The organism is Plantimonas leprariae (assembly GCF_008802405.1).
GTDB classification, from domain to species: domain Bacteria; phylum Pseudomonadota; class Alphaproteobacteria; order Rhizobiales; family Rhizobiaceae; genus Plantimonas; species Plantimonas leprariae.
In genome coordinates this window covers 71,036-93,917 of the sequence record NZ_VZDO01000017.1, presented here as the reverse complement: position 1 = coordinate 93,917, position 22,882 = coordinate 71,036, and the positions used below count along the sequence as shown (strand labels likewise).

The 22,882-nt window shown below is 68.9% G+C and carries 21 protein-coding genes; 9 read left to right on the top strand and 12 right to left on the bottom strand.

Annotated elements, in window-relative coordinates:
* The gene (locus tag F6X38_RS18640; RefSeq protein WP_150972325.1) at positions 1-1,197 is read left to right on the top strand and encodes a mandelate racemase/muconate lactonizing enzyme family protein; all 1,197 of its coding nucleotides are present in this window, start codon (positions 1-3) and stop codon (positions 1,195-1,197) included.
* Between the two features lie 8 nt (positions 1,198-1,205).
* Here the strand turns inward: F6X38_RS18640 and F6X38_RS18635 are convergent, their stop codons facing one another.
* On the bottom strand, positions 1,206-2,036 hold the full coding sequence (locus tag F6X38_RS18635) for an NAD-dependent epimerase/dehydratase family protein (protein WP_202618024.1): 831 nt from the start codon (positions 2,034-2,036) through the stop codon (positions 1,206-1,208).
* A 128-nt stretch (positions 2,037-2,164) separates the two neighbouring features.
* Between F6X38_RS18635 and F6X38_RS18630 the strand changes: the two genes are divergently transcribed.
* On the top strand, positions 2,165-3,148 hold the full coding sequence (locus F6X38_RS18630) for an aldo/keto reductase (protein WP_150972323.1): 984 nt from the start codon (positions 2,165-2,167) through the stop codon (positions 3,146-3,148).
* Here F6X38_RS18630 and F6X38_RS18625 read toward each other — a convergent pair.
* From F6X38_RS18625 to F6X38_RS18580, 10 genes are all read right to left on the bottom strand, one after another.
* A complete protein-coding gene (locus F6X38_RS18625) occupies positions 3,126-3,581 on the bottom strand; it encodes an RbsD/FucU family protein (RefSeq protein WP_150972321.1) in 456 nt (151 codons plus the stop codon). The genes F6X38_RS18630 and F6X38_RS18625 overlap by 23 nt on opposite strands.
* Positions 3,582-3,596: 15 nt before the next feature.
* Positions 3,597-5,978, bottom strand: coding sequence for an aldehyde dehydrogenase family protein (locus tag F6X38_RS18620; protein ID WP_150972319.1), 2,382 nt, complete (start codon positions 5,976-5,978; stop codon positions 3,597-3,599).
* Positions 5,979-5,983: 5 nt separating this feature from the next.
* Complete coding sequence (gene deoC / locus F6X38_RS18615; protein WP_246191434.1) at positions 5,984-6,931, bottom strand: deoxyribose-phosphate aldolase; 948 nt, start codon at positions 6,929-6,931, stop codon at positions 5,984-5,986.
* Positions 6,932-7,083: 152 nt separating this feature from the next.
* Positions 7,084-7,845, bottom strand: a complete 762-nt coding sequence (locus F6X38_RS18610) for a DeoR/GlpR family DNA-binding transcription regulator (RefSeq protein ID WP_150972314.1) — start codon at positions 7,843-7,845, stop codon at positions 7,084-7,086.
* Between the two features lie 79 nt (positions 7,846-7,924).
* On the bottom strand, positions 7,925-9,004 hold the full coding sequence (locus tag F6X38_RS18605) for an ABC transporter ATP-binding protein (RefSeq protein ID WP_150972312.1): 1,080 nt from the start codon (positions 9,002-9,004) through the stop codon (positions 7,925-7,927).
* Positions 9,001-9,828, bottom strand: a complete 828-nt coding sequence (locus F6X38_RS18600; RefSeq protein ID WP_150972310.1) for a carbohydrate ABC transporter permease — start codon at positions 9,826-9,828, stop codon at positions 9,001-9,003. Before F6X38_RS18600 ends, F6X38_RS18605 begins: the two co-directional genes overlap by 4 nt.
* On the bottom strand, positions 9,825-10,727 hold the full coding sequence (locus tag F6X38_RS18595; RefSeq protein WP_150972308.1) for a carbohydrate ABC transporter permease: 903 nt from the start codon (positions 10,725-10,727) through the stop codon (positions 9,825-9,827). Before F6X38_RS18595 ends, F6X38_RS18600 begins: the two co-directional genes overlap by 4 nt.
* Positions 10,728-10,797: 70 nt before the next feature.
* Complete coding sequence (locus F6X38_RS18590) at positions 10,798-12,018, bottom strand: ABC transporter substrate-binding protein (RefSeq protein WP_150972306.1); 1,221 nt, start codon at positions 12,016-12,018, stop codon at positions 10,798-10,800.
* A gap of 37 nt (positions 12,019-12,055) precedes the next feature.
* Complete coding sequence (locus tag F6X38_RS18585; protein ID WP_150972369.1) at positions 12,056-12,928, bottom strand: sugar phosphate isomerase/epimerase family protein; 873 nt, start codon at positions 12,926-12,928, stop codon at positions 12,056-12,058.
* Between the two features lie 52 nt (positions 12,929-12,980).
* Entirely contained in the window at positions 12,981-14,012 is a 1,032-nt protein-coding gene (locus F6X38_RS18580) for a Gfo/Idh/MocA family protein (RefSeq protein WP_281353085.1), read from the bottom strand.
* Positions 14,013-14,189: 177 nt separating this feature from the next.
* Here F6X38_RS18580 and F6X38_RS18575 point away from each other — a divergent pair, with 177 nt between their 5' ends.
* On the top strand, positions 14,190-15,212 hold the full coding sequence (locus F6X38_RS18575; protein WP_150972302.1) for a substrate-binding domain-containing protein: 1,023 nt from the start codon (positions 14,190-14,192) through the stop codon (positions 15,210-15,212).
* A gap of 7 nt (positions 15,213-15,219) precedes the next feature.
* On the opposite strand, the gene F6X38_RS18570 is transcribed toward F6X38_RS18575, so the two are convergent.
* Entirely contained in the window at positions 15,220-16,128 is a 909-nt protein-coding gene (locus F6X38_RS18570; protein WP_150972300.1) for a proline iminopeptidase-family hydrolase, read from the bottom strand.
* A gap of 146 nt (positions 16,129-16,274) precedes the next feature.
* Between F6X38_RS18570 and F6X38_RS18565 the strand changes: the two genes are divergently transcribed.
* From F6X38_RS18565 to F6X38_RS18540, 6 genes are all read left to right on the top strand, one after another.
* Positions 16,275-17,039 (top strand): helix-turn-helix transcriptional regulator, encoded by a 765-nt coding sequence (locus F6X38_RS18565; RefSeq protein WP_150972298.1) that lies wholly within the window; start codon positions 16,275-16,277, stop codon positions 17,037-17,039.
* A gap of 129 nt (positions 17,040-17,168) precedes the next feature.
* Positions 17,169-18,830 (top strand): ABC transporter substrate-binding protein, encoded by a 1,662-nt coding sequence (locus F6X38_RS18560; protein ID WP_150972296.1) that lies wholly within the window; start codon positions 17,169-17,171, stop codon positions 18,828-18,830.
* Positions 18,831-18,849: 19 nt separating this feature from the next.
* Positions 18,850-19,896, top strand: a complete 1,047-nt coding sequence (locus F6X38_RS18555) for an ABC transporter permease (protein WP_246191431.1) — start codon at positions 18,850-18,852, stop codon at positions 19,894-19,896.
* Positions 19,893-20,867: an ABC transporter permease gene (locus tag F6X38_RS18550; RefSeq protein WP_150972294.1), complete on the top strand. Its 975-nt coding sequence runs from the start codon at positions 19,893-19,895 to the stop codon at positions 20,865-20,867. Before F6X38_RS18555 ends, F6X38_RS18550 begins: the two co-directional genes overlap by 4 nt.
* Positions 20,857-21,858 (top strand): ABC transporter ATP-binding protein, encoded by a 1,002-nt coding sequence (locus F6X38_RS18545; RefSeq protein ID WP_150972292.1) that lies wholly within the window; start codon positions 20,857-20,859, stop codon positions 21,856-21,858. The genes F6X38_RS18550 and F6X38_RS18545 overlap by 11 nt, the downstream gene beginning before the upstream one ends.
* Complete coding sequence (locus tag F6X38_RS18540; protein ID WP_150972290.1) at positions 21,858-22,871, top strand: ABC transporter ATP-binding protein; 1,014 nt, start codon at positions 21,858-21,860, stop codon at positions 22,869-22,871. Before F6X38_RS18545 ends, F6X38_RS18540 begins: the two co-directional genes overlap by 1 nt.
* The last annotated feature ends 11 nt before the right edge of the window (positions 22,872-22,882 follow it).

Here is a 22,882-nt window from a genome sequence, read left to right as displayed (position 1 = left end):
ATGAAGATCACCGACCTTCGCTGCGCCCTCATCGGCAAGCATCCGATCGTGCGCATCGTCACCGACGAGGGGCTCTACGGCCTCGGCGAGGTGGAATACACCAAGACCTACCTGAAGCCCTTCGTCCTCCACTTCCGCGACGCGCTGATCGGCGAGGACCCGACCGACGTCGAGCGCTGCATGCTGAAGATCCGCCAGCGCGGTTCCTTCAAGCCCTACGGCGCGGCGGTGAGCGCCATCGAGCATGCGCTCTGGGACATCGCCGGCAAGGCGGCGGGCGTGCCGGTCTACAAGCTCCTCGGCGGCAAGGTGCGGGATCGGGTCCGCGTCTACAACGGCTCGCTTCGCAAGAAGCGCACCGGCGACCGGCCGGAGGACTACGCGGCCGACGTGAAATGGATGATGGAGCTGCCCGAAAACTTCTTCATGGTGAAGCAGGGCATCTCGTTCCATTCCAACATGAAGACAAGCGTCGAGGGTTTCCACTACGGCGTCGGTTTCAAGAGCGACTTCCACGGCGCGATGACGCAGGGGCCGATCTCCGAGCGCGGCCTCAACCACATGATCGAGTGCGTCGCGGCGATGAAGGAGGTGCTCGGCGACAAGGTCAGCCTCGCGCTCGATTGCGGTCCCGGCTGGATGCTCCCGGACGCGATCCGCTTCGCCCGCGCCGTCGAGAAGTACGACCTCGCCTGGCTGGAGGACATGCTGACCGGCGACTACGTGCCGTGGGTCAACCCGCAGGCCTATCGCGAACTCACGACCTCCACCTCGACGCCGATCCACACCGGCGAGCAGATCTACCTCCGGCACAACTTCAAGGAACTGATCGAGACGCAGGCCGTCCGCGTCATCGGCCCGGACCCGGCCGACATCGGCGGTATCGCCGAGCTGAAATGGGTCGCGGAACACGCCTACATGCACCAGATCACCATGGCGCCGCACGGCACCGCGAACGGGCTCCTCGGCCTTGGCGCCCTCATCAACGTCTGCGCGACGCTGCCGGCCAACTTCATCGCCTTCGAATATCCGAGCGCCTCCGACACCTGGTGGGGCGATCTCGTGACAGGCCTGCCGGACCCGATCGTCACCGACAGCACGGTGCCCGTGCTCGAAGCACCGGGCCTCGGCGTCGACATCGATCGGCAAGCTGCGAAGCGCTACCTTGCCGAGGAGGACGCGGGCTTCTTCGACTGATGCGTGCTTCAGCCCGCGTCGTCGTGCCGCCAGCCGAGCAGGCGCTCGGCCTTGGAGCAGTCGAAGAAGCTGCGGTGGCCGCTGAGGTCCCCGCGGATCGGCACGTCCGGATGCCAGCGCCTCGCCAGTTCGAGGCTCGGGATGTCGTTCGTCGTGTCCGGCGCGGCGATGTAGAAGACCTCGTGCCCGCGGAAATCCGCGTCGAGGGCGAGGAGGCAGGCGCGCGCCGCCGGCCCGTACAGCGCATAGCCCCAGAGGTGCCGGCCGGCCTGCTCCTCCGGCAGATTGTAGACGGCGCCCGCCTCCGCCCGGTCGGAGACGACCCAGTGGAAGCGGATGCTGGCGATGCTCAAGGTTTCGTAGCGCCGCGCGAGGCTGTCCGCCTGCCGTTCGCAGATCTGCTTCGACAGGCCGTAGGCCTCCTCGTTGTGATCGGGATGCGCCTCGTCGAGCGGGAAATAGTCGAAATGCGCCTTGCGGCTGAACGACAGCCCGATCGCGTTGACGCTGGACGCCTGGCAGATGCGGTCGATGCCGCATTCCACCGCCGCCCGCATGGCATTGTAGCTGCCGACGACGTTGTTGTTGTGGACCTTGTGGTCCGGCTGTTTGAACGGCACCGGAATCGCCGCCAGATGGATCAGCGCGTCGCAGCCTTTCAGCGCCGCCAGCACCGCATCGTAGTCCGTCATGTCGAGGGTGACGGCTCGCGTCCCGTCCGCCGGCGCGGCGGACGGCGGCGTCCGGTCGATCGCGACGACCGAATGCCCGTCGGCCAACGCGAAGGCCGCGACGGCCCCGGCGATCCTGCCGTTCGCTCCGGTAATGGCGATCCGCATCGCTGTTCCCTCCCGCCGCCGGCGCTCATCCCGCGCACAGCCGACTTGCGGCCTCGCTCGCCGAAGGCAAGACCGGCCCGCGCGATGGTCGCCGGGGCGCACGTGACCGAATCCAGGGAGACGCAGCCATGAAGACGATTTCGTTCGGATCGACGGGCGAGACGGTGTCGCGGATGTGCCTCGGCACGATGATGTTCGGCCGGCGCTGCGACGAGCGAGAGGCCGACGCGATCCTTGGGCTCGCCCTCGATCGCGGCGTCACCTTCCTCGATACGGCGGCGATGTACGAGAACGGCGAGACGGAGGCGATCCTCGGCCGCATCCTTGCCGGGCGGCGCGACCGCTTCTTCATCACCACCAAGGTCCATCGGAGCGTCGACGGCGCGACGATCCGCGCCTCGATCGACGAGAGCCTCGCGCGGCTGCGGACCGACCATGTCGATCTCTACATGATCCACTGGCCGGCGACCGGGATGCGCCCGGCCGAGATGATGGAAGCGCTGAACGACGTGGTCGCGGCCGGCAAGGCGCGGTTCGTCGGCTTCTGCAACTGTCCCGCCTGGCTGTTCGCGCATTGCAACCGCATAGCGGCCGAGAACGGCTGGGCGCCGCTCGTCTGCAACCAGCTTCCCTACAACCTCCTGGAGCGCGGCATCGAGGTGGAGATCCTGCCGCAGGCCGTCGCGGAAGGCGTCGCGATCACCACCTATCGCGCGCTGCTCGCCGGCCTCCTCGCCGGCAAGTACCGGCCCGGCGAGCCGCTGCCCTCCGACGCGCGCGGCCAGACCGACGCCCGCATCGGCGACTGGCTCTCCCGCTACGGCGAAGGTGTCGCGAAGCTCCACGCGATGGCTGCGGAGATGGGCGTCCAGCCCGGCCATCTCGCCACCGCCTGGGTCTATGGCCGCGAGGGCGTCAGCACACCGATCGTCGGCGTCAGCTCGCTGGAGCAGTTGCGCTCGGCGATCGACGGCTTCGAACTCGAACTCGCTGCCGAGCAGCGGGACCGCCTGTCGTCATTCTTCGGTGCAGAAGTGAAGGAGGAAGCCGGCGGCCGGTTTCCCGAACTCCGCCGCAGCTTCGAGCTCGTCAGCCCGCGGCCGGCGGAATGACGCCCTTGCGGAAGATGAAGCAGCCGTAGAAACGCCGCTCGCCGGTCTGGATCACACAATAGGACTGCTTGGCCGCCTCGTAGAACGCCATGCGCTCGATCGAGCCGAGCGGCCAGGACTTGCCCTCCGCCCGGTCGATCTCGCCTTGCACCTCGCGCTGCACGTCGGCGAGTTCGTCCGGGCTGCCGACGATCTCCATCCGCATCGCCGCGTCGTCGACGAAGGTGTCGAGCGGCAGGACGGAGAGGATCGCCGCGACGGCGCGGGGCGCCGGCACGTTGTCGATGCGCAGCAATTTGCCGAGCACGGTCTCGCGGGCGACGGAATCGGCCGGGAAGTTCGTGTCGCAGACGACGACGCGGTCGCCGTGACCCATGGCGCGCAGAGCCTGCAGCACTTCGGCGTTTAGGAGCGGATCGATGTTCTTCAGCATGAGCGCTTCCGTGCCTCAGTCGCCGTAGGGAATCCAGATGTTCTTCACCTGCACCGTATGGTTCAGGAAAATCCGCCCCTCCGCCGCCTTGGCGTCGTGCCAGTCCAGCGCGAGGCCGTCGTCGACGAGCGTCCGCTTGAGGTTGCCGGCCGACAGGCGCTCGGCGGCAGCCGCGGCCTCCTTCGAACCGAACACCCAGAGCGCGTCGAGGTCGTCGTGGCTGGCGAGGTCCTTGGCGAGCTGTTCGCGGCCGCCGGTGACGATGTTGACGACGCCGGCCGGCAGGTCGGAGGTCTCGAACACCTGATAGAGGTCGGTGACGCTGAGCGGATGCCGTTCGCTCGGCACCGCGACGACGCGGTTGCCGGTGGCGATCAGCGGCGCGACGAGACTGACGAAGGCGAGGAGCGGCGCCTCGTCCGGGCAGACGACGCCGACCGTGCCGATCGGCTCGTGCATGGCGAGCGCGACGCCCCTGAGAGGCGGCGAATGCACCGCGCCGTCGAACTTGTCGGCCCACGCGCCGTAGGTGAAGAGGCGCCGCACCGCCACGTCGACCTCCTGCTCGCCGTCGGTGCCGGTGGCGCTGGCGATGCGGGCGGCGAACTCGGCGGCGCGCGCCGAGAGGTTCTCGGCGAGATAGTAGAGGATCTGCGCGCGATTGTGGGTGGAAGCGCGCGCCCAGCTCTCGGCGGCCCGCGCCGCGGCGACGGCGTTGCGCAGGTCCTTGCGGTTGCCCTCGCCGACCTCGCCGATCACCGCGCCGGTTGCCGAGCGGATGACGCGCGAGCCGTTGCCGTCCGGGCGGGCCTGCTTGCCGCCGACGAAGAGCTTCGCCGTCCGGTCGATGGCGCGCAGCTCGAAGCCTTGGGCGCCGCCGTCCGCCGGCTCGGCCGGCGGCGTCGCCTCGCGCGGCCGCCGGTTCGCCCAGGCATCGGGCTTCAGGTATTCCAGCGCGCCCTCGCGCCCGCCCTCGCGGCCGAAGCCACTTTCCCGATAGCCGCCGAAGCCGACCGCGGCGTCGAAGAGGTTGGTGGCGTTGATCCAGACGACGCCGGCTTGAAGTTTCGGCGCGATGTCGAGCGCGAGGCCGACCGTCTCGCTCCAGATGCTGGCGGCGAGGCCGTAGCGCGAATTGTTGGCGAGCATCACCGCCTCGTCCGGCGTGCGGAAGGTCATCGCCACCGCCACCGGCCCGAAGATCTCCTCGCGCGCCACGATCGAGCTCGGATGCACCTCGGTCAGGAGCGTCGGCGGGTAGAACGAGCCGTCGCCCTCCGGCAGCGCCACCGGCGCGCGATGCGCCACCGCGCCCTCCTTGATCCCGGCCGCGACCAGTTCCTCGATCCGCCGCAACTGCACCGGGTCGACGATCGCGCCCATGTCCACCGCCTTGTCGAGCGGCGAGCCGACGCGCAAGGTCTCCATCCGCCGCTTCAGGCGCATCAGGAACTCCGGCGCGATGCCTTCCTGGACGAGCAGCCGCGAGCCGGCGCAGCAGACCTGGCCCTGGTTGAACCAGATCGCGTCGACGACGCCTTCCACCGCCGCGTCGAGGTCGGCGTCCTCGAAGACGATGAACGGCGACTTGCCGCCGAGCTCCAGCGTCAGCTTCTTGCCCGAGCCCGCCGTCGTCTCGCGGATGATCCGACCGATCTCGGTCGAGCCGGTGAAGGCGATCTTGTCGATGCCGGGATGCTCGACGATCGCGGCACCGGTTTCGCCCGGGCCCGTCACGACGTTGAGGACGCCGTCCGGCAGTCCGGCTTCGGACGCCAGCTCCGCGAAGAGCAGGGCGGTGAGCGAGGTGTATTCCGCCGGTTTGAGCACCACCGTGTTGCCGAGCGCCAGCGCCGGGGCGATCTTCCAGGCCAGCATCAGCAGCGGGAAGTTCCACGGGATGATCTGCCCGACGACGCCGAGCGGCGAGTAGCCGGCGAACTCGCTCTCCTGCAACTGCGCCCAGCCGGCGTGGTGGAGGAAGTGCCAGGCGACCAGCGGCACGTCGAGGTCGCGCGTTTCGCGGATCGGCTTGCCGTTGTCGATCGCCTCCAGGACGGCGAGCAGCCGGCCGTGCCGCTGCACCATCCGCGCCAGGGCGTAGAGATGCCGCGCGCGGCCGTGGCCACCGAGCTTCTGCCAATGCGCCTGCGCTTGCCGGGCGGCTTCCACCGCCGCGTCGACGTCCGCCGTGGTGCCGCTCGCCAGCGTCGCCAACGGCTTGCCGGTGGCGGGCTCGCGCGTTTCGAACGTGCCGCCCTCCGCGCTGGGGCGGAACGCGCCGCCGATGAAATGGCCGAACCGCGCCTCGTGGCGCCGCAGCCAGTCGCGCGCCGGGCCGTCCGCCTCCGGCGCCGGGCCGTAGTCCATCGTGTCGAAGTAATGCGCCACGCTCATCGCCTTTAACCCACCGCATGCCGGTTGAAGGCCGAGTAGCGGCCGGTGACGTGATGTTCGAGCTGCCGCTCGATGTCGGCGAGGAGGCTCGACGCCCCGACGCGGAAGAGGTCCGGCTCCAGCCAGCGGCGGCCGAGCTCCTCCTTCATCAGGAATTGGTAGGTGAGGACGTCCTTCGCCGCCGAGATGCCGCCGGCCGGCTTGTAGCCGACGAGGAAGCCCGTCCGGTCGTGATAGGCGCGGATTTCGCGTAGCATCGCGAGCGTGACGAGCGGCGTCGCGTTGACGCCTTCCTTGCCGGTCGAGGTCTTGATGAAGTCCGCGCCCGCCATCATGCAGACGAGCGAGGCCTTGGCGACGTTGCGCAGCGTCTTCAGATCGCCCGTCGCGAGGATCGCCTTCACATGTGCGTGCCCGCAAGCTTTGCGGAAGTCGCGCATCTCGTCGTAGAGCGCCTGCCAGTTGCCGGTGAGCACGTGCTCGCGGGTGATCACGATGTCGATCTCGGCCGCCCCGTCGGCGACCGAGGCCTCGATCTCGCGAAGCTTCACGTCGTGCGGCACCAGCCCAGCCGGGAAGCCGGTCGAGACCGCCGCGACCGGAATGCCGCTGCCCTTCAGCGCATCCACCGCCGCGGCGACGAAGCGATGGTAGACGCAGATCGCGCCGGTGGTGATCCGCCGCTCGCCCATGCCCATCGCGTCGAGAAGGTCGGGCCGGATCGGGTTCTTCGCCTTGGCGCAGAGCCGGCGGACGCGCCCTTCCGTGTCGTCGCCGGAGAGCGTCGTCAGGTCGATGCAGGTGACGGCCTTCAGGAGCCAGCCGGCCTGCGCGTCCTTCTTGACGCTCCGCCGCCCCGGCAGCGTCGCGACGCGCCGCTCGGCGGCCGAGAGGTTCACGCGCGTGCCGGACAGCCAGGCCTCGTCGAGCGGCATGCCCGCGTTGCGCGGCATCTCGGCGGGCGCGGCGGACTTCGCCTGCCGCGCGCCTTGCGTGATCGCGTGGACCGCCATGGCCGCTCCTCCCGCCTGCCGTCCGGCGTCCCGTCGCCGGATGTTAGAAATCTACCAGTTGTGAAATCGGTATCGAAATAAACCGACTGGCGTCAAGCCGTTTCGCGTTCCGCCATGCATTCCGCCGGCGAGCAGACGCCCGTCTCCGTCACAACCGCGTCGAAGGCGTCGAGTTGCGCGAAAAGGGCGGGGCGGACCCGTCCGAGCTTGCTTTCGTCGGCGACGAGATAGCGCCGCGCCGCGCCCGCCATCGCCCGCTTCTTGTAGGCGACCTCGTGGAAATGCGAGCACGAAACGCCCCGCTCGGCATGGATGCCGCCCGCCGACACGAAGGCGGCGTCGAGCCCGATCCGTCCCAGCGTTTCCAGGCTGTCCTCGCCCGCGAAGGAATCCGAGCCCGGCTGGTAGACGCCGCCGAGCAGCACGAGGCGCACGTTAGGCCGGGCGCGCAGCGGATCGGCGACGTTCAGCGAATAGCAGACGGCGGTGAGCGGCATGTCCGGCGGGATCGCTTTCGCGAGATGGACCAGCGTCGTGCCGCAGTCGATGAAGATCGTCTCGTCCGGTCGGACGAGCGGCAGCGCGTGCAGGCACGCGGCGCGCTTCGCCTTCGCGTGGCTGTCCGCCTCGCGCGACAGGACGTAGGAGCCGGCACCGCTCCCCGCGCCGAGGTCGGCGGCGTTGACGATGTGGCCGCCGAGATAGGCGAAGCGGTCGGCATGCGTGGCGACATCGCGCCTGACGGTCATCTCGGAGACGTCGAGCAGCCGCGCCGCCTCGCGCAGGCGCAGGACGCCGCGCATCGCCACCGCCTCGCCGAGCCGCTCGATCCGCTTCGATCTCGTGGTGCCCATGCGCTTCGGCTTTGGCCCTCGGATGAACTTCCTCGCATCGTATGTTGCATTTCTCACAACCGATGCAAGCCGAAACGTCCTAGCCGCCGAGCGACGCCCCGCTGTCTTTGTCGAAGAGGTGGACGTGGCCGGGGTCCACCCTCACGCGGACGCTGCCGTCCGCCGCCTCGATCCTGCCGGGCGCGGCGATCGTCAGTTCCGGCTTGGTATTGGTGACGATGAAGGACATGCCGCCGGTCCGCTCGATCATGGAAACGGGGAGGGCGAAGGCGCCTGCCTCGCCGAGCGAGGCGATCATGAGATGCTCCGGCCGCAGGCCCACCGTGACCCGCTCCCCCGCCGGGCGGCGCGCCGCGACGGCGAGCGTGGGATTGCCGTCGAGCGCGAGGGCGACGCTTTCCCCGTCCGCCCCGACCGTCCCGTCGAGGAAGTTCATCGCCGGCGAGCCGATGAAGCCGGCGACGAAGCGGTTCACCGGCCGGTCGTAGAGATCGAGCGGCGCGCCTTCCTGCTCCACCACGCCGTCGCGCAGCACCACGACGTGGTCGGCCATGGTCATCGCCTCGACCTGGTCATGCGTCACATAGATGAAGGTCGCGCTGAGCCGGTCGTGCAGCTTGCGGATTTCGGAGCGCATGTGGACGCGAAGCGCCGCGTCGAGGTTCGACAACGGCTCGTCGAACAGGAAGGCCTTCGGCTGGCGGATGATCGCCCGGCCCATCGCGACGCGCTGGCGCTGGCCGCCGGAAAGCTCGCGCGGGAAACGGTCGAGCAGGTTCTCCAGCCCGATGATCCGCGCCGTCTCCACCGCCGCCCGCTCGCACTCGGCCTTCGAGGCGCGCTTCAGCCGCAGCGAATAGGTGAGGTTCCGCCGGACCGTCATGTGCGGGTAGAGCGCGTAGCTCTGGAACACCATCGCGAGGTCGCGCTTTCGCGGCGGCACGCCGGTGACGTCCTCGCCGGCGATCCGCATCCGTCCGCCGCTGATCTTCTCGAGGCCCGCGATGGAGCGGAGCAGCGTGGACTTGCCGCAGCCGGACGGGCCGACCAGCGCGACGAACCGGCCCTTCGGGATGGAGAGGCTGACGTTCTTCAGGGCGTGGTAGGCGCCGTAGTGCTTGTCGACGCCGGTCAGTTCGATCTGAGCGGGTTCGCTCATTTCAGGGCTCCCGCGGTGAGGCCGCTGACGATGCGGCGCTGGAGGATGACGAAGACGATCAGGATCGGCGTCACGTAGATGGCCGAATAGGTCATGACGCCCGACCAGTCGCTGGTGTTCGGGCCCATGAAGGACTGGAGGCCGACCGTCGCCGGCTGAAGAGCGCGGTCGGCGATGAGGGAGCGGGAGTAGACGTACTCGCCGAAGGACTGGAGGAAGACCAGCACCGAGACGATCAGGATGCCGTTCCGCGCCAGCGGCACGTTGATGAACAGGAACGCGCCGACGCGCGAATTGCCGTCCATCAGCGCCGCTTCCTCCAGCTCGCGCGGCACCTGCAGGAAGGCGGCGCGGCAGAGGACGATGTAGAGCGGCAGCACCTTGGCCGACTGCGCGAGGATCACCGCGAGCCGCGGATATTCGCTGAGCCCGACCTGGTTGAAGACCACGAAGATCGGCGTCACCATCAGCGAGGGTGGCAGCACCTGCATCATCAGGACGACGAACAGGACGAGGTCCATCCAGCGGTTGCGGATGCGCGCCAGCGCATAGGCGCAGCCCGTGCCGACGAGGGTGGCGATCACGGTGACGCTGGCGGCGATCAGGAGCGAGTTGCGGACGAAGGACGCCATCTGGAGCCGGTTCCAGACGTCGGCGACGGCGAAGTGCGGCTCCTCCGGCCAGAAGGTCGGCGGGTAGCGCACGATCTCGGTGCCGCTCTTCAGCGCCGTCACGTACATCCAGTAGAGCGGGAACAGGTAGACCGCGACGAGGCCGAGCGCCACGGCGAGGAGCAGATACCGTCTGGCCGAAGTCCCAGTCATGCGGCGTGCTCGTGGCGCGTCGAGCGCACGTAGATCGCGGCGACGAACACCACGAAGACGATCATCAGCACCGAGACGACGCTGCCGGCGCTGATCTGGTAGTCCTGGAAGGAAAGCTGCCAGGACCAGTACTGGAGGACGTTCGAGGCGTTCGACGGGCCGCCGCGCGTCAGCGCCGCGAAGAGGTCGAACTGCTGCAGCGTGAAGATGATGCCGAGCGCGATCACCGCGCCGAGCGGCGCGCGCATCAGCGGCAGGGTGATCGTCAGGAAGCGCTGCAGCCGGGTCGCGCCGTCGAGCTCGGCCGCCTCGTAGACGTCGTCCGGGATGCCGGCGAGGCCGACCGAGAGCATCAGCATGTTGAAGGGGACGCCCAGCCAGATGTTGGCGATCACCACCGCGTAGAGCGAGACGGAGGGGTCGGACAGCCAGAAGACGCGGGCGTCGCTGAGGCCGAGCCCCTGCAGCGCGTAGTTCAGGACGCCGAAGTCGCCGGACAGGATGAAGCTCCACACCGCGCCGACGACGAGCGAGGGCATGATCCAGCCGGCGAGGAACAGGCCGCGCAGATACGACGCGCCCGGAAAGTCGAGCCGGAAGAACAGCGCCAGCGAGAAGCCGAGCGCGAGCTGGAAGACGATCGAGAGGACGACGAAGACGACGGTGTTGCGGAAGATCACCGCGGCTTCCGGCCGGGACAGGACGTCCCGGTAGTTGTCGAGCCCGACGAACGGCCGGTCGAACGAGGCGAGCGAGAAGAGGTCGACCTCCTGCAGCGACATCACGACGTTGTATATGAGCGGAAAGGCCGAGAAGAGCAGGAGATAGCCGAGCGCCAGCGCGACGAGCGCCCCGTCGAAGCCGCGCCCGTCGCGGATCGGTCCGAATATCCTGCCCAACGGCGCCTCCCTCGCGGCCGCGATGTTGATCCGCCGGACGCGGCCGAGCCGCGTCCGGCCTCGATGGTCGTCAGTTGAGGATGCCGTCGATCTGCCCTTGCGCCGTCTGCAGCGCGTCCTCGGCGGTGGCCTGACCGGTCAGCGTCGACTGGATGGCGGTCTGGATCGCCTTGGAGATCTTCGGCCAGTCCGGGTTCGGGCCGCGGTTGCGGGCGTACTTCATGCTCTCCGCGAAGACCGCGTAGATCGGCCCGTATTTCGGGTCGTCGACCTTGACGTTGGCGGCCGGCAGGTAGCCGAACTCGTTCCAGACGCGGTTCATGTTGCCGTAGAGGAATTCCACGAACTTGAACGCCTCCTCCGGCTGGTCGGTGTTGGCGAGGATGACGTTGTCGCCTTCGCCGAGCGCGGAAGCCCGGGTCGCGCCGGCTTCCGGCACGGGCAGGAGCGCGGCGCGGTAGTCGAACTTCGCCTCCTTGCTCATCCGCGGCAACTCCCACGGGCCGGAGATCGCCATCGCGGCGTTGCCGGCGTTGAAGGTCGCGGTGGAATCGTACTGCGAGCGGATCAGCGTGTCGGGCGAGGCGAGCTTCTCGTCGAGGATCCGCTTCCAGAGGTTGAGCGCCTTCGCCGCGCCCGGCGTGTTCAGCTTGTTGAAGTCGCCGCCGGTCATCTGCACCCACGGCAGGAACTGGAACGTGCCTTCCTCGGTGCCCACCGCCGAGAAGGCGAGGCCGTAGCGGTTCTTCGCCGGGTCGGTCAGCTTCTTCGCCGTCTCGTAGAGCTCGTCCCAGGTCTGCGGCGGCTTGTCCGGGTCGAGGCCGGCTTGTTTGAACAGGTCGGCGTTGTAGTAGAGCGCCAGCGTGTTCGCGCCGCGCGGGATGCCGTAGATGCCGTCCTTGTAGGTGACGGAGGCGAGCGGCCCCGGATAGATGTCCGCCGCCTTCACGATGCTCGACTTCTCGATCATGGGTTTGAGGTCGAGCAGGAGCTTGCGGGAGGCGAAGAGCGACACTTCCGGGTTGTCGATATAGGTGATGTCGGGCGCGTTCCCGGTGGCGATCGCGCGGGCGAGGTCGTTGACCATGTCGCGGAACTGCACGGTCCGGACGTTGATCTTCACCTCCGGGTGCGCCTTCATGTACTCGTCGGCGAGGACGTAGTGATATTCGCCGGGATCGTCGATCGTCCAGAGATCGAGCGTCACCTGCTGCTGCGCGGTGGCGGTACCGCCGAAAGCCGCGACGCCGAGGAGGGCGAGCCCCCCGACGGCGGACAGATATTTCCTCATCGCTTCCCTCCCGTTGTTGTCCGCGGCGCCTCTCTCCTCAGGCCGCCGACGCCTCGCCGACGAAGTCGCCGCCGCGGCAGCGCTTCAGGTGGTTGAGCGCATGCACCTGGCCGGTCATCTCCAGCGCGTCGCGGTAGACCGGGTCGTGCCAGCCCTCGATGTCGATCGAACCCTCGTAGCCGACCATGCGCAGCTCGCTGACGATGTCGGTCCAGTTCGAGTCGCCGAAACCGGGCGTCCGCATGAACACGAACTTTTCCTTGCCGAAGACGCCGTGCTCGCGGATCACCTCCCAGCGCACCGTCGCGTCCTTGCCGTGGACGTGGAAGAACTTCTTCCCCCACTTCCTGATCTGCGGCATGGGGTCGATCAGGTAGACGAGCTGGTGGCAGGGCTCCCATTCGAGGCCAATATTGTCGTCCGGCGTCTCGTTGAAGATCAGCTCCCAGGCGTCCGGGTTGTGGGCGATGTTCCAGTCGCCGCTCGCCCAGTTGCCGTCCATCGCGCAGTTCTCGAAGGCGATCCTGACGCCCTTGTCGGCGGCGCGCTTCGCCAGCTCGCTCCAAACCTCGCGGTAGCGCGGCAGGCTGTCGGTGAGCGGCTTGCCGCGGACGCGGCCGGTGAAGCCGGCGATGACGCTCGCTCCGAAATGGTGAGCGTTGTCGATGCAGTCCTTCCATCCCTGCAGCGTGTCGCGGTCGAGCGGCTGGTCTTCCAGCGGGTTGCCGAACATGCCGAGCGCCTGCATGGCGATGTCGCGGTCGCCGACCGCCTCGCGGCAGCGCCGGCCGAGCTCGGCGAGGTCCTGGCCGTTGGTGGTCTGCCAGAAGAACGGCTCGAAGCTCTCGAAGCCGAGATCGGCGATGGCGGCGATGTTCTTCGCCGCCTCGCCGCCGGACGCGCGGATCATCGTGCCGATGCGGATGCTCTTCGCGGGATCGTTGGCCAAAGTGCTGTCCCTTTCAGATTTCGATCGCGACGCGGCGGCCGGTCCCGGCGCTTTCGATCGCGCCGAAGACCATCGCGAGGCTCGCGATGTTGTCGGTGGCGACGGTCTCCGGCGCGGTGCCTCCGTCGATCGCGCGAAGGAAGTCGCGGATGACGCTGGCATGGCCTTGCGTCTCCGTCGCGTCCTCGACCTCCGGCACGACGAGGCTCGCCGTCTCGCGGAAGAAGCCGTCCGAGCCGGATGTCACCCGCGCCTCGAAGCCGTCGTGGCCGTCCCAGAGGAGGGTGCCCTTCGCGCCGACGATCCGCCAGGCGCTTTCCCAGCTCGTCGGCGCGCCGTCCGCGCACCACGAGCCGCGATACGTGCCGACGACCCCCTCGCCGAACTCGAAGATCGCGTTCGCCGCCGCGCCATCGGCGTACCAGGAGCCGGTCGGGTTGGTCTCGACGCAGTACACGGCCTGCGGCATCCGCCCGACCACGAAGCGCATCGCGTCGAAGGTGTGGATCGCCATGTCGAGGAGGAGGACATGGTCCATCTCCTCGCGGAAGCCGCCGAAATGCGGCGCGAGGAAGAAGTCGCAGTGGACCGCGGTGATCGCGCCGAGCGGCGCGCCGTCGAGGAAGCGGCGGATGCGCCGCATGCCGGACACGAAGCGACGGTTCTGGATGACGGCGTGCGTGCGGCCGTGGCGCTTCGCCAGCTCGATCATCCGCCGCGCCTCGTCCATCGAAGCCGCCATCGGCTTTTCGGAAAGGACGTGCGCGCCGGCTTCCAGCGCCGCCGCGACCACGCCCGAGCGGGCCGGGGGGACCACCACGTCGAAGACCACGTCGGGCTTCACGTCGGCCAGCATCGCGCCGAGGTCGCTGCCGATTCGCGCGTCGGATAGCGCGAATTCGTCGGCGAGGGCTTTCGCCTTCGCTCCGTCGATGTCTACGAGACCGACGACCTGGACCTGCCCGGCGAGATCGGGGCGCTCCCCGATCGCCCTGAGCCAGCCCTTCGCCATGGCGCCGCAGCCGGTGAGAACCGCGCGATGAATGGATGGAACCTCCTCTTTTCGGCGCTTCTCCCAAAGCCCCGGATCGACGTCTCGGGCCGGTCGCCATCGCGTCCCGACCAAATTCACAATCGATTGCGATTTTGCTTGGCGCTCGCGCGATGTCAAGGAGTATTGCGATTGGCCGGCAAAGCGAGCCGCGGAAGGCATCGGACGAAAATGAAGGGAATCGGCGATCTGGCGAACCATCTCGGCCTGACGGTCGGCACGGTTTCGCGCGCCCTCAACGACCGGCCGGAGGTGAGCCTCAAGACGCGGAAACGCGTCCAGGCGGCGGCGGCCGAGCTTGGCTACGTGCCGAACCAGTCGGGCCGGGCCTTGCGGAAGGGCGCGACGAACACGGTCGGCTTCATGCTGGAATCCGGCACCGCCTTCGCGGTTGGCGGCGACAACTTCTTTCACGGGGTGATCGCCGGACTGCAGCAGACGCTGGAGCCGAGGCGGCTCGACCTGATCCTCCTGCCGTGCGCGGCGACGGAGGACCCGCACGAGTTCCTGCGTCGGATGGTGTCGCGGCGCATCGTCGACGGGCTCGTCATCTCCGCCACGCAGCGGCAGGACCCGCGCATCGCGCTGCTCGTTCAGTCGCGCATCCCCTTCGTCGCGCTGGGGCGAAGCGGCGACGTGCCGGAGCACGCCTGGATCGACCTCGACTTCGCCGGCGTCGCGAAGGATGCGGTGAGCCGCCTCGTCGGCAAGGGGCATCGCCGCATCGCGGCGGCGGTGCCGGCGAGCGAGATCAACCTGCGCTACGTCTTCACGGAAGGCTATCGCGCCGCGCTCGCCCGCAACGCCATCGACTTCGACCCGAACCTCGTCCTGCCGGTCGAACTCAGCGAGGCCGGCGGCGCTGCGCTGGCGGACCGGCTGCTGGCGCTTCCCTCACGCCCGAGCGCCGTCCTCCTCGTCAACGAACTCCTCGCGATCGGCCTCTACCACCGCCTCGCGCAGCTCGGCATCCAGCCGGGGCGCGACATCGCCGTGATCGGCTTTCGCGAGAACCCGCAGGCGCGGTTCCTTTCGCCGCATCTCGGCAGCTACCGCCTGTCGCTCGCCGATCTCGGCATCGCGCTTGGGCAAACGCTGCTGTCGCGGATCGATGCTGCGCGCGAGGCCCGCCGGCCCGAGCCGGTCGGGCGCCTCTGGCCGATGGATTATGCCCCGGGCGAAAGCGAAGGATGAGGCGGCCTTAGGTTCCGGCAGCGTCCTGCGCGGCGAGGAAGCGGGAAACGCGCCGGAGGCAGGCCTCCTTCTCCTCGACATGCGGCATGTGGCTGGAGGCCGGGAAGACCTCGCTCTCGACGCCGGCGATGCGGTCGATGAACGGCTGCACGCATTCGGCGGTCGCCTCGTCGTGATGGCCGCGGAACACCAGCGTCGGCGCGGTGATCCGGTCGAGTCGGTCGACGACGCTCCAGTGGCGCAAGGATCCGACGACGTGGAACTCGTTCGGCCCGTTCATCGTGTGGTAGACGGTCGGATCGCTCTCGACCGCGAGGAAGGTACGGGCGACTTCGTCCGGCCAGGGCGTGACGCGGCAGACGTGCCGGTCGTAGAAGAAGCGCGTCGCCGTCAGGTATTCCGGGTGCTCGACGGTGCCGGCCGCCTCGTGCCGGTCGAGCGCGTCCCGCACCTCGTCCGGCAGGGCGGCGCGGAGCTTGCCCGCACCCGCCACCCAGAGTTCCATCGAGGCCGGCGAGTTGGCGATGACGAGCGCCTTCAGTCCCGCCGGCCGGCGCACGGCGTGCTCCGCGCCGAGCATGCCGCCCCAGGATTGGCCGAGGAGGGCATAGCGGTCGCGGATGCCGACATGGTCGAGGAGGTTGTCGAGTTCGGCGAGGAAGAAGTCGACCGTCCAGAAGTCGGCCCCCTTGTCCGGCAGATGCGTGGACTTGCCGTTGCCGATCTGGTCGTAGTGGATGACGGCCCGCCCGTCGGCGGCGAGGTCTTTGAAGCTGTCGACATAGTCGTGGGTGCAGCCGGGGCCACCATGCGCGACGACGAGCGGCAGTTTCGGCGAGCCGAGGTCGCCGGTGATGCGATACCAGGTCTCGTAGTCGCCCATGCGGGCGCGGCCTTCGGTCGATGCCACGGTCATGCTTCCGCCTCCTGTCGACCCGGAGCCTAATCGGCGAGGCGGCGCGCATGGAGCCTGTCAAAATTGAGGGGTATGCCCAAGGAATATGCGGCTGGTTACCGCGCTCAATTGACGGGCACGATGAACCGGCGCAAAGTCTGCCGACGATGACGATGCTTCTCGACCTGACGACGCGGTTGTTCGACGGCATGGCCGTCGGTCCGGCGCTCGACGTCGCGCTGGAGGTCGTCGGCCGGGCCGGCTTCAACGCCGTGATCTACGACTACACGCCGGTGCCGCGCGCCCATGACGGGGCGCTCATCACGCCGAACGTCCTCGAAGCGCGGCGCGTGCCGGACGACATGCTGAGCCTCTGGCAGTCGGGCTTCTACCAGCTCGACCCGGTGCAGGACGCGTCGCTGAGAACCGTCGCGCCCTTCGTCTGGTCGGGGATCGGCAAGCAGAGCCGCGTCATGCAGGAGGTGATCTGCGACCGCCACCGCCCGGTGCTCGGCTACATGCACGACATGCGCTTCTCGTTCGGCGTCACCGTGCCGATCCACCACCCGCACGGCGATCTCGCGACCTTCACGGCGATCCGCGTCGACGCCGAGCCCGGGTTCGAGACCGACGCAGCGCTCGTCGCCCCGCAGATCGGCATCGTCGGGCAGCTCTTCCACCAGGCCGTGTCGGCCGGCTTCGACATCGAAACGCGCCGCACCCGGTACGTGCGCCTCAGCCCGCGCGAGCGCGAATGCCTCGGCCTCTGCGCCGAAGGGCTGACCGCCAAGGAGATCGCGCGCCGGCTCGACCGTTCCGTGCCGACCGTGACGCTGCATCTCAACGCGGCGGGTCGGAAGCTCGGCGCCCGCAACCGCCTGCAGGCCGTGGCGCGGGCGGCGCACTACCGGTTGATCCAGCTCGATGCGTGAGGCCGGCGCTTGCGGCACCGGCACCCTATGAGTTTTGATAGCTATCACGGGGCTGCCGCGGATTTAAGCTCGGTCCGGTCGGCGCGGGAATCCGCGCCGTTTCTCGCGAACGCAAGACAGGGGGCACCCATGCCGCGGACGGTTTCTCGTGCACTCGCCGCAGCCACGCTCGCGGGCTCCCTCGCGCTTCTCGCGGCGGGCCCTGCGGCTGCGCAGGAGAAGGGCGGCTCGCTCCGCCTCCTCGCCAGAGCTGCCGCCGGCACGATCGATCCGCAGATCAACTACACGCTGCAGTACTGGCAGGTGATGTACGTCGCCTATGACGGCCTCGTCACCTTCAGGAAGGCCGCCGACGATGCCGGCTTCGAAATCGTCCCCGACCTCGCCGAGGCCATGCCGACGATCACGAACGACGGCAAGACCTACACGTTCAAGCTGCGGCAGGGGATCAAGTTCTCGAACGGGCAGGACCTGACGACCGACGACGTCGTCGCCTCGTTCCAGCGCATCTTCAAGATTTCCGGCCCGACCGCCGGCACCTTCTACAACGGCATCGTCGGGGCCGACAAATGCCTCGCGACGCCGGCCGACTGCACGCTGGAAGGCGGCGTCGTCGCCGACAAAACGGCCGGCACGGTGACGATCAACCTCACGAGCCCGGACGGCGAGCTCCTGCAGAAGCTCGCGGTGCCGCACGCCTATATCGTGCCGGCCGCGACGCCCACCGCCGACCAGGGCACGACGCCGATCCCCGGCACCGGCACCTACATGATCCAGAGCTACGATCCGAACGCCTCGCTGAAGCTCGTGCGCAATCCGAGCTTCAAGGAGTGGAGCGCCGATGCGCAGCCGGAAGGTCTCGTCGACGACATCTCCTACGATTTCGGCCTTACCGAGGAGGCGGCCGTCACCGCCGTCCAGAACGGCGACGCCGACTGGATGTTCGATCCGCCGCCGCCGGACCGCCTCGCCGAGATCGGCGGCCAGTACGCCAACCAGACCTTCGTCCATCCGCTGACGGCGATGTGGTACGCGCCGATGAACACCAACCTCGCGCCCTTCGACAACCCGAAGGCGCGGCAGGCGGTGAGCTACGCGATCGACCGCGCCGCGATGGTGAAGCTGTTCGGCGGCGCGAACCTCGGCCAGCCGGCCTGCCAGATCCTGCCGCCCGGCTTTCCGGCCCATGTCGACTACTGCCCCTACACGAAGGACCCCGGCGCCTCGTGGTCGGCGCCGGACATGGAGAAGGCCAAGCAACTGGTGCAGGAATCCGGCACGGCGGGCCAGGCGGTGACGATCGTTCCCGAGGACACCGTGGTCGCCCGCTCGCTCGGCGTCTACCTGCAGGACGTGTTGAACGAGCTCGGCTACAAGGCGAGCGTCCAGCCGATCTCGCAGAACCTCCAGTTCACCTACATCCAGAACACCAACAACAAGGTACAGATCTCGATCTCGCAGTGGTTCCAGGACTATCCGTCGCCCTCGAACTTCCTGAACGTCCTGTTTTCCTGCGCCTCGTTCCATCCGGGCTCGGACGCATCCGTCAACATCGCCGGCTTCTGCGACAAGGCGGTGGACGCGAAGATGGGCGAAGCCTTCGCCGCGGCGGTGAAGGATCCGCAGTCGGCGCTGCCGATCTGGACCGAGGTCGACAAGATGGTGACCGACGCCGCCCCCGCCGCGGTGCTGTTCACGCCGAAGCGTGTCGACTTCGTGTCCTCGCGGGTGCAGAACTTCACCTTCAGCCCGCAGATCCAGATGATCCTGTCCAAGGTGGCGGTGCAGTAGGCCGGAAGGTTCGCATCCCTTGAACGAAGGAAGCATCGAGGCCGCCGTCCCGGCGGTCCGCAGCGAGCGGCGGCGCTCCGGCGTCTCGCTCGGTCCCTGGGCGACGGCATGGCGGCGTCTGCGCCGCAACCGGGCGGCGATGGCGACGCTCCTGATCCTCGTCCTCGTCGCGCTCCTCTGCGCGCTGGCGCCGCTCTACGCTTCGGCGGTATCCGGCACCAATCCCTTCGCCACCAACCTCAGCGGCACGATCGTGCTGGACGGCAAGGCGGTGCCGGTGATGGCGCCGTCCACCACCGGCCTCGGCCTCGGCACGACGCCGATCGGGCCGACCTGGCGCTTCGGCCCCTACCTCCTCGGCGCCGACAACCAGGGGCGCGACGTCGCCGCGCGCATGCTCTACGGCGGCCGGAACTCGCTCGCCATCGCGGCCGCCGCGACCGCACTCACCCTCGTGTTTTCGGTGATCGTCGGGCTTGCCTGCGGCTTCTTCGGCGGCTGGGTCGACGCGATCCTCAACCGCATCCTCGACGTGCTCTGGGCCTTTCCGATCTACCTCCTCGCCATCTCGCTCTCGATCGTCCTGATCAGCCACGGCTTCTCGATCGGGCCGATCGAGGTGCGAGCCGGAAGCCTCTGGCTGCCGATCGCGATCATCGGCGTCGTCTACGTGCCCTATGTCGCTCGGCCGATCCGCGGGCAGACCATCTCGCTGATGCGCTCGGAATTCGTGCTCGCCGCCGTCTCGCTCGGCGTGCCGCCCTGGCGCATTTTCTGGCACGACCTTCTGCCGAACGTCATGCCGCGCGTCATCGTCTTCGTGCCGATCCTCTTGGCGCTCGACATGATCACCGAATCCTCGCTGTCCTTTCTGTCGATCGGCGTGCAGCCGCCGGACGCCTCCTGGGGCACGATCATCCAGGACGGGCAGGGGTTGCTTTATTCCCGGCCGATCGTGGCGCTGGCCCCCGGCATCGCCATCGCCGTGACGGTGCTCGCCCTCAACATCCTCGGCGACGGGGTGCGCGACGCGCTCGACCCGCGCGCCAAGGTGCGGATCGCATGATCTTCGCCGTCCTCTCGCGCCTCGGCCGGCTCGTCTCGGTGATGTTCGGCATCAGCGTCGTCGTGTTCCTGATCTTCTTCGCGACGCCGGGCGCCGACCCCGCCGCGCGGATCGCCGGGCGCAACGCCTCGCCGCAGACGCTGGAACAGGTGCGCCAGAGCTTCGGCCTCGATCGCCCGATCCCGGTCCAGTACGCGATCATGATGAAACGGCTGTTCGTCAGCCAGGACCTCACCTCCTTCGTCAACCGCGGGCAGAAGGTGGTGCCGGCGGTGGTGCGCGCGATTCCGGTGACGCTGTCGCTGGTGCTCGGCGCGGCGGTGCTCTGGATCTTCGGCGGGCTGGTGGTCGGCGTCATCGCCAGCGCCTCGCGCGGCGGCTGGACCGACCGGGCCCTGATGGCGGCGAGCCTCGTCGGCGTGTCGATGCCGGTGTTCTGGGTGGGCGAGGTCGCGAACCTCCTCAGCCAGAAGGCGCTGCACGGCACCTTCCTGTTCTCCTGGGTGCCGCCGCTCGGCTACAAGCCTCTCACCACCGACCCGGTCGGCTGGTTCAAGGCGCTGGTGATCCCGTGGTGGACGCTGGCGATCCTCTATATCGGCCTCTACGGCCGCATCCTCCGGGCCGATCTCATCGAGACGATGCAGGAGGACTTCATCCGCACCGCGCAGGCGAAGGGCCTCAGCGAGACGCGCATCCTCTGGCGGCACGGCGTCCGCTCCTCGCTCGTCGCCTTCGTGACGATGTTCGGGCTCGATTTCGGCGCGCTGATCGGCGGCGGCGCGCTGTTGACCGAGGTCGTGTTCGGGCTCCGCGGCGTCGGCAAGCTCACCTACGACGCGCTGCAGAATCTCGACCTGCCGGTGATCCTCGCGACCGTGCTCTACGCCTCGTTCTTCGTCGTCGCCGCCAACGCGCTGGTCGATATGCTCTATGCCTGGCTCGATCCGAGGGTGCGCGATGCCCGCTGAGCCGCTTCTCGCCGTCCGCGACCTTTCCGTCTCGTTCCGCACCGAGCGCGGCCTCGTGGAGGCGGTGCGGGGCGTGTCGTTCGACTTGGAAAGCGGCCGCGTCCTCGGCCTCGTCGGCGAAAGCGGCTCCGGCAAGACCCAGACCCTTCTCGCGACGCTCGGGCTGATCTCCGATCCGAACGCCGTCGTCGCCGGCTCCATCCGCTTCGAGGGCGAGGAACTGGTCGGCATGCCGGCGAGACGCATGCGCGCGATCCGGGGGGCGCGGGCGGCGATGATCTTCCAGGACCCGATGACGGCCCTGACGCCGGTCATGACGGTCGGGGCGCAGATCGCCGAGCAGCTTCGTGCCCATACGCGACTGTCGGCGAAAGCCGCTCGGGCGCGGGCGGTGGAGCTTCTCGCCGAGGTCGGCATCCCCGATGCCGAGCGCGTCGCGGATCGCTATCCGCACCAGCTTTCCGGCGGCATGCGGCAGCGCGTGGTGATCGCGATGGCGGTGAGCTGCGATCCGGCGCTCGTCGTCGCCGACGAGCCGACGACGGCGCTCGACGTGACCGTGCAGGCGCAGATCCTCGCGCTGCTCGACCGGCTGCGCGAGCGCCACGGAACGGCGGTGGTGTTCGTGACGCACGATCTCGGCGTCGTGTCGGAGATCGCCGACGAGGTGGCGGTGATGTATGCGGGCCGCATCGTCGAAGCCGGGCCGGTCGACGCGCTCTTCGCCGCGCCGCGCCATCCCTATACGCACGGCCTGTTCAACTCGATCCCGCCGCTGCGGGGCGCGCGGCCACGGCGCCTCTCCGGCATTCCGGGCCTGCCGCCCTCGCTCGTCGCGCCGCCGGCCGGCTGTGCCTTCCGCCCGCGCTGCGCCCATGCTTTCGCGCGCTGCCTGGAGCGCCCGGCCCTTGCCTCCGAAGGCGTGCAGGCCGTCGCCTGCTTTCTCGACGACGGCACGAAGTCCGGCTTTCGCCGGGCGGAGGCCGCCTGATGTCGGCCGTCACGGAAACCCGCCTCCCGCTGGTGCGCGCCGGCGGTCTGACGAAACGCTACGCGGTCGGACGCTCGATCTTCCGCGCGCGCCGGCAGGTGCTGACGGCGGTGGACGGGGTGACGCTCGACGTCCTGCCCGGCGAGACGCTCGGCCTCGTCGGCGAGTCGGGCTGCGGCAAGTCCACGCTCGGGCGCTGCCTCGTCCGGCTGACCGAGCTTTCCGGCGGCAAGCTCGAATTCGACGGGCAGGAGATCGGCGAGCTTCGCGAGCGCGAGCTTCGCCCGATGCGCGCCAGGATGCAGATGGTGTTCCAGGACCCCTATGCGTCGCTGAACCCGCGCCGGCGCGTCGGCGACCTCCTTGCCGAGCCGCTGCGGGTGCACGGGCTGGCGAGCGAGAGCGAGCTGGCGGACCGGGTGCGCGAACTGCTCGCAGCGGTGGAACTGCCGCCGGAGAGCGCCGGCCGCTTTCCGCACGAGTTCTCCGGCGGGCAGCGCCAGCGCATCGGCATCGCGCGCGCCGTGGCGCTCCGCCCGAAGCTGATCGTCGCCGACGAGCCGGTCTCGGCGCTCGACGTCTCGGTGCAGGCGCAGATCGTCAACCTGTTCTGCGACCTGCGCGACCGGTTCGGGCTGACCTACGTCTTCATCGCGCACGATCTCGCGGTGGTGCGCCAGATCTCGACCCGCATCGCGGTGATGTATCTCGGCAGCATCGTCGAGATCGGCGCGGCCGACGAGATCTTCGAAGCGCCGCGCCATCCCTATACGGCGACGCTGCTCGCCGCGATCCCGGAGCCCTACGCCAAGCGGCGACGCAGGGACGCTGTGTTCGGTGAAGCGACAGCACCCTCGCGCGAACTGCCGAGTCCGTTGGCGCCGCCGCCCGGCTGCCGCTTCGAGCCGCGCTGCCCGCGGGCGCAGGATCGCTGCCGCAGCGAGCGCCCGTATCTCGCGGCCGGCGAAGCCGGCGGCGGCACGCTCGCCGCCTGCCATTTCCCGCTCGATTGATGGCGGTGCGC

Bases quoted from the DNA above. Each gene is read 5' to 3' on its own strand.
- F6X38_RS18640 (WP_150972325.1), top strand. From the start codon at position 1: ATGAAGATCACCGACCTTCGCTGCGCCCTCATCGGCAAGCATCCGATC.
- F6X38_RS18635 (WP_202618024.1), bottom strand. From the start codon at position 2,036: ATGCGGATCGCCATTACCGGAGCGAACGGCAGGATCGCCGGGGCCGTC.
- F6X38_RS18630 (WP_150972323.1), top strand. From the start codon at position 2,165: ATGAAGACGATTTCGTTCGGATCGACGGGCGAGACGGTGTCGCGGATG.
- F6X38_RS18625 (WP_150972321.1), bottom strand. From the start codon at position 3,581: ATGCTGAAGAACATCGATCCGCTCCTAAACGCCGAAGTGCTGCAGGCT.
- F6X38_RS18620 (WP_150972319.1), bottom strand. From the start codon at position 5,978: ATGAGCGTGGCGCATTACTTCGACACGATGGACTACGGCCCGGCGCCG.
- deoC (WP_246191434.1), bottom strand. From the start codon at position 6,931: ATGCCGCGCAACGCGGGCATGCCGCTCGACGAGGCCTGGCTGTCCGGC.
- F6X38_RS18610 (WP_150972314.1), bottom strand. From the start codon at position 7,845: ATGGGCACCACGAGATCGAAGCGGATCGAGCGGCTCGGCGAGGCGGTG.
- F6X38_RS18605 (WP_150972312.1), bottom strand. From the start codon at position 9,004: ATGAGCGAACCCGCTCAGATCGAACTGACCGGCGTCGACAAGCACTAC.
- F6X38_RS18600 (WP_150972310.1), bottom strand. From the start codon at position 9,828: ATGACTGGGACTTCGGCCAGACGGTATCTGCTCCTCGCCGTGGCGCTC.
- F6X38_RS18590 (WP_150972306.1), bottom strand. From the start codon at position 12,018: ATGAGGAAATATCTGTCCGCCGTCGGGGGGCTCGCCCTCCTCGGCGTC.
- F6X38_RS18585 (WP_150972369.1), bottom strand. From the start codon at position 12,928: ATGATCCGCGCGTCCGGCGGCGAGGCGGCGAAGAACATCGCCGCCATC.
- F6X38_RS18575 (WP_150972302.1), top strand. From the start codon at position 14,190: ATGAAGGGAATCGGCGATCTGGCGAACCATCTCGGCCTGACGGTCGGC.
- F6X38_RS18570 (WP_150972300.1), bottom strand. From the start codon at position 16,128: ATGACCGTGGCATCGACCGAAGGCCGCGCCCGCATGGGCGACTACGAG.
- F6X38_RS18565 (WP_150972298.1), top strand. From the start codon at position 16,275: ATGACGATGCTTCTCGACCTGACGACGCGGTTGTTCGACGGCATGGCC.
- F6X38_RS18560 (WP_150972296.1), top strand. From the start codon at position 17,169: ATGCCGCGGACGGTTTCTCGTGCACTCGCCGCAGCCACGCTCGCGGGC.
- F6X38_RS18550 (WP_150972294.1), top strand. From the start codon at position 19,893: ATGATCTTCGCCGTCCTCTCGCGCCTCGGCCGGCTCGTCTCGGTGATG.
- F6X38_RS18545 (WP_150972292.1), top strand. From the start codon at position 20,857: ATGCCCGCTGAGCCGCTTCTCGCCGTCCGCGACCTTTCCGTCTCGTTC.
- F6X38_RS18540 (WP_150972290.1), top strand. From the start codon at position 21,858: ATGTCGGCCGTCACGGAAACCCGCCTCCCGCTGGTGCGCGCCGGCGGT.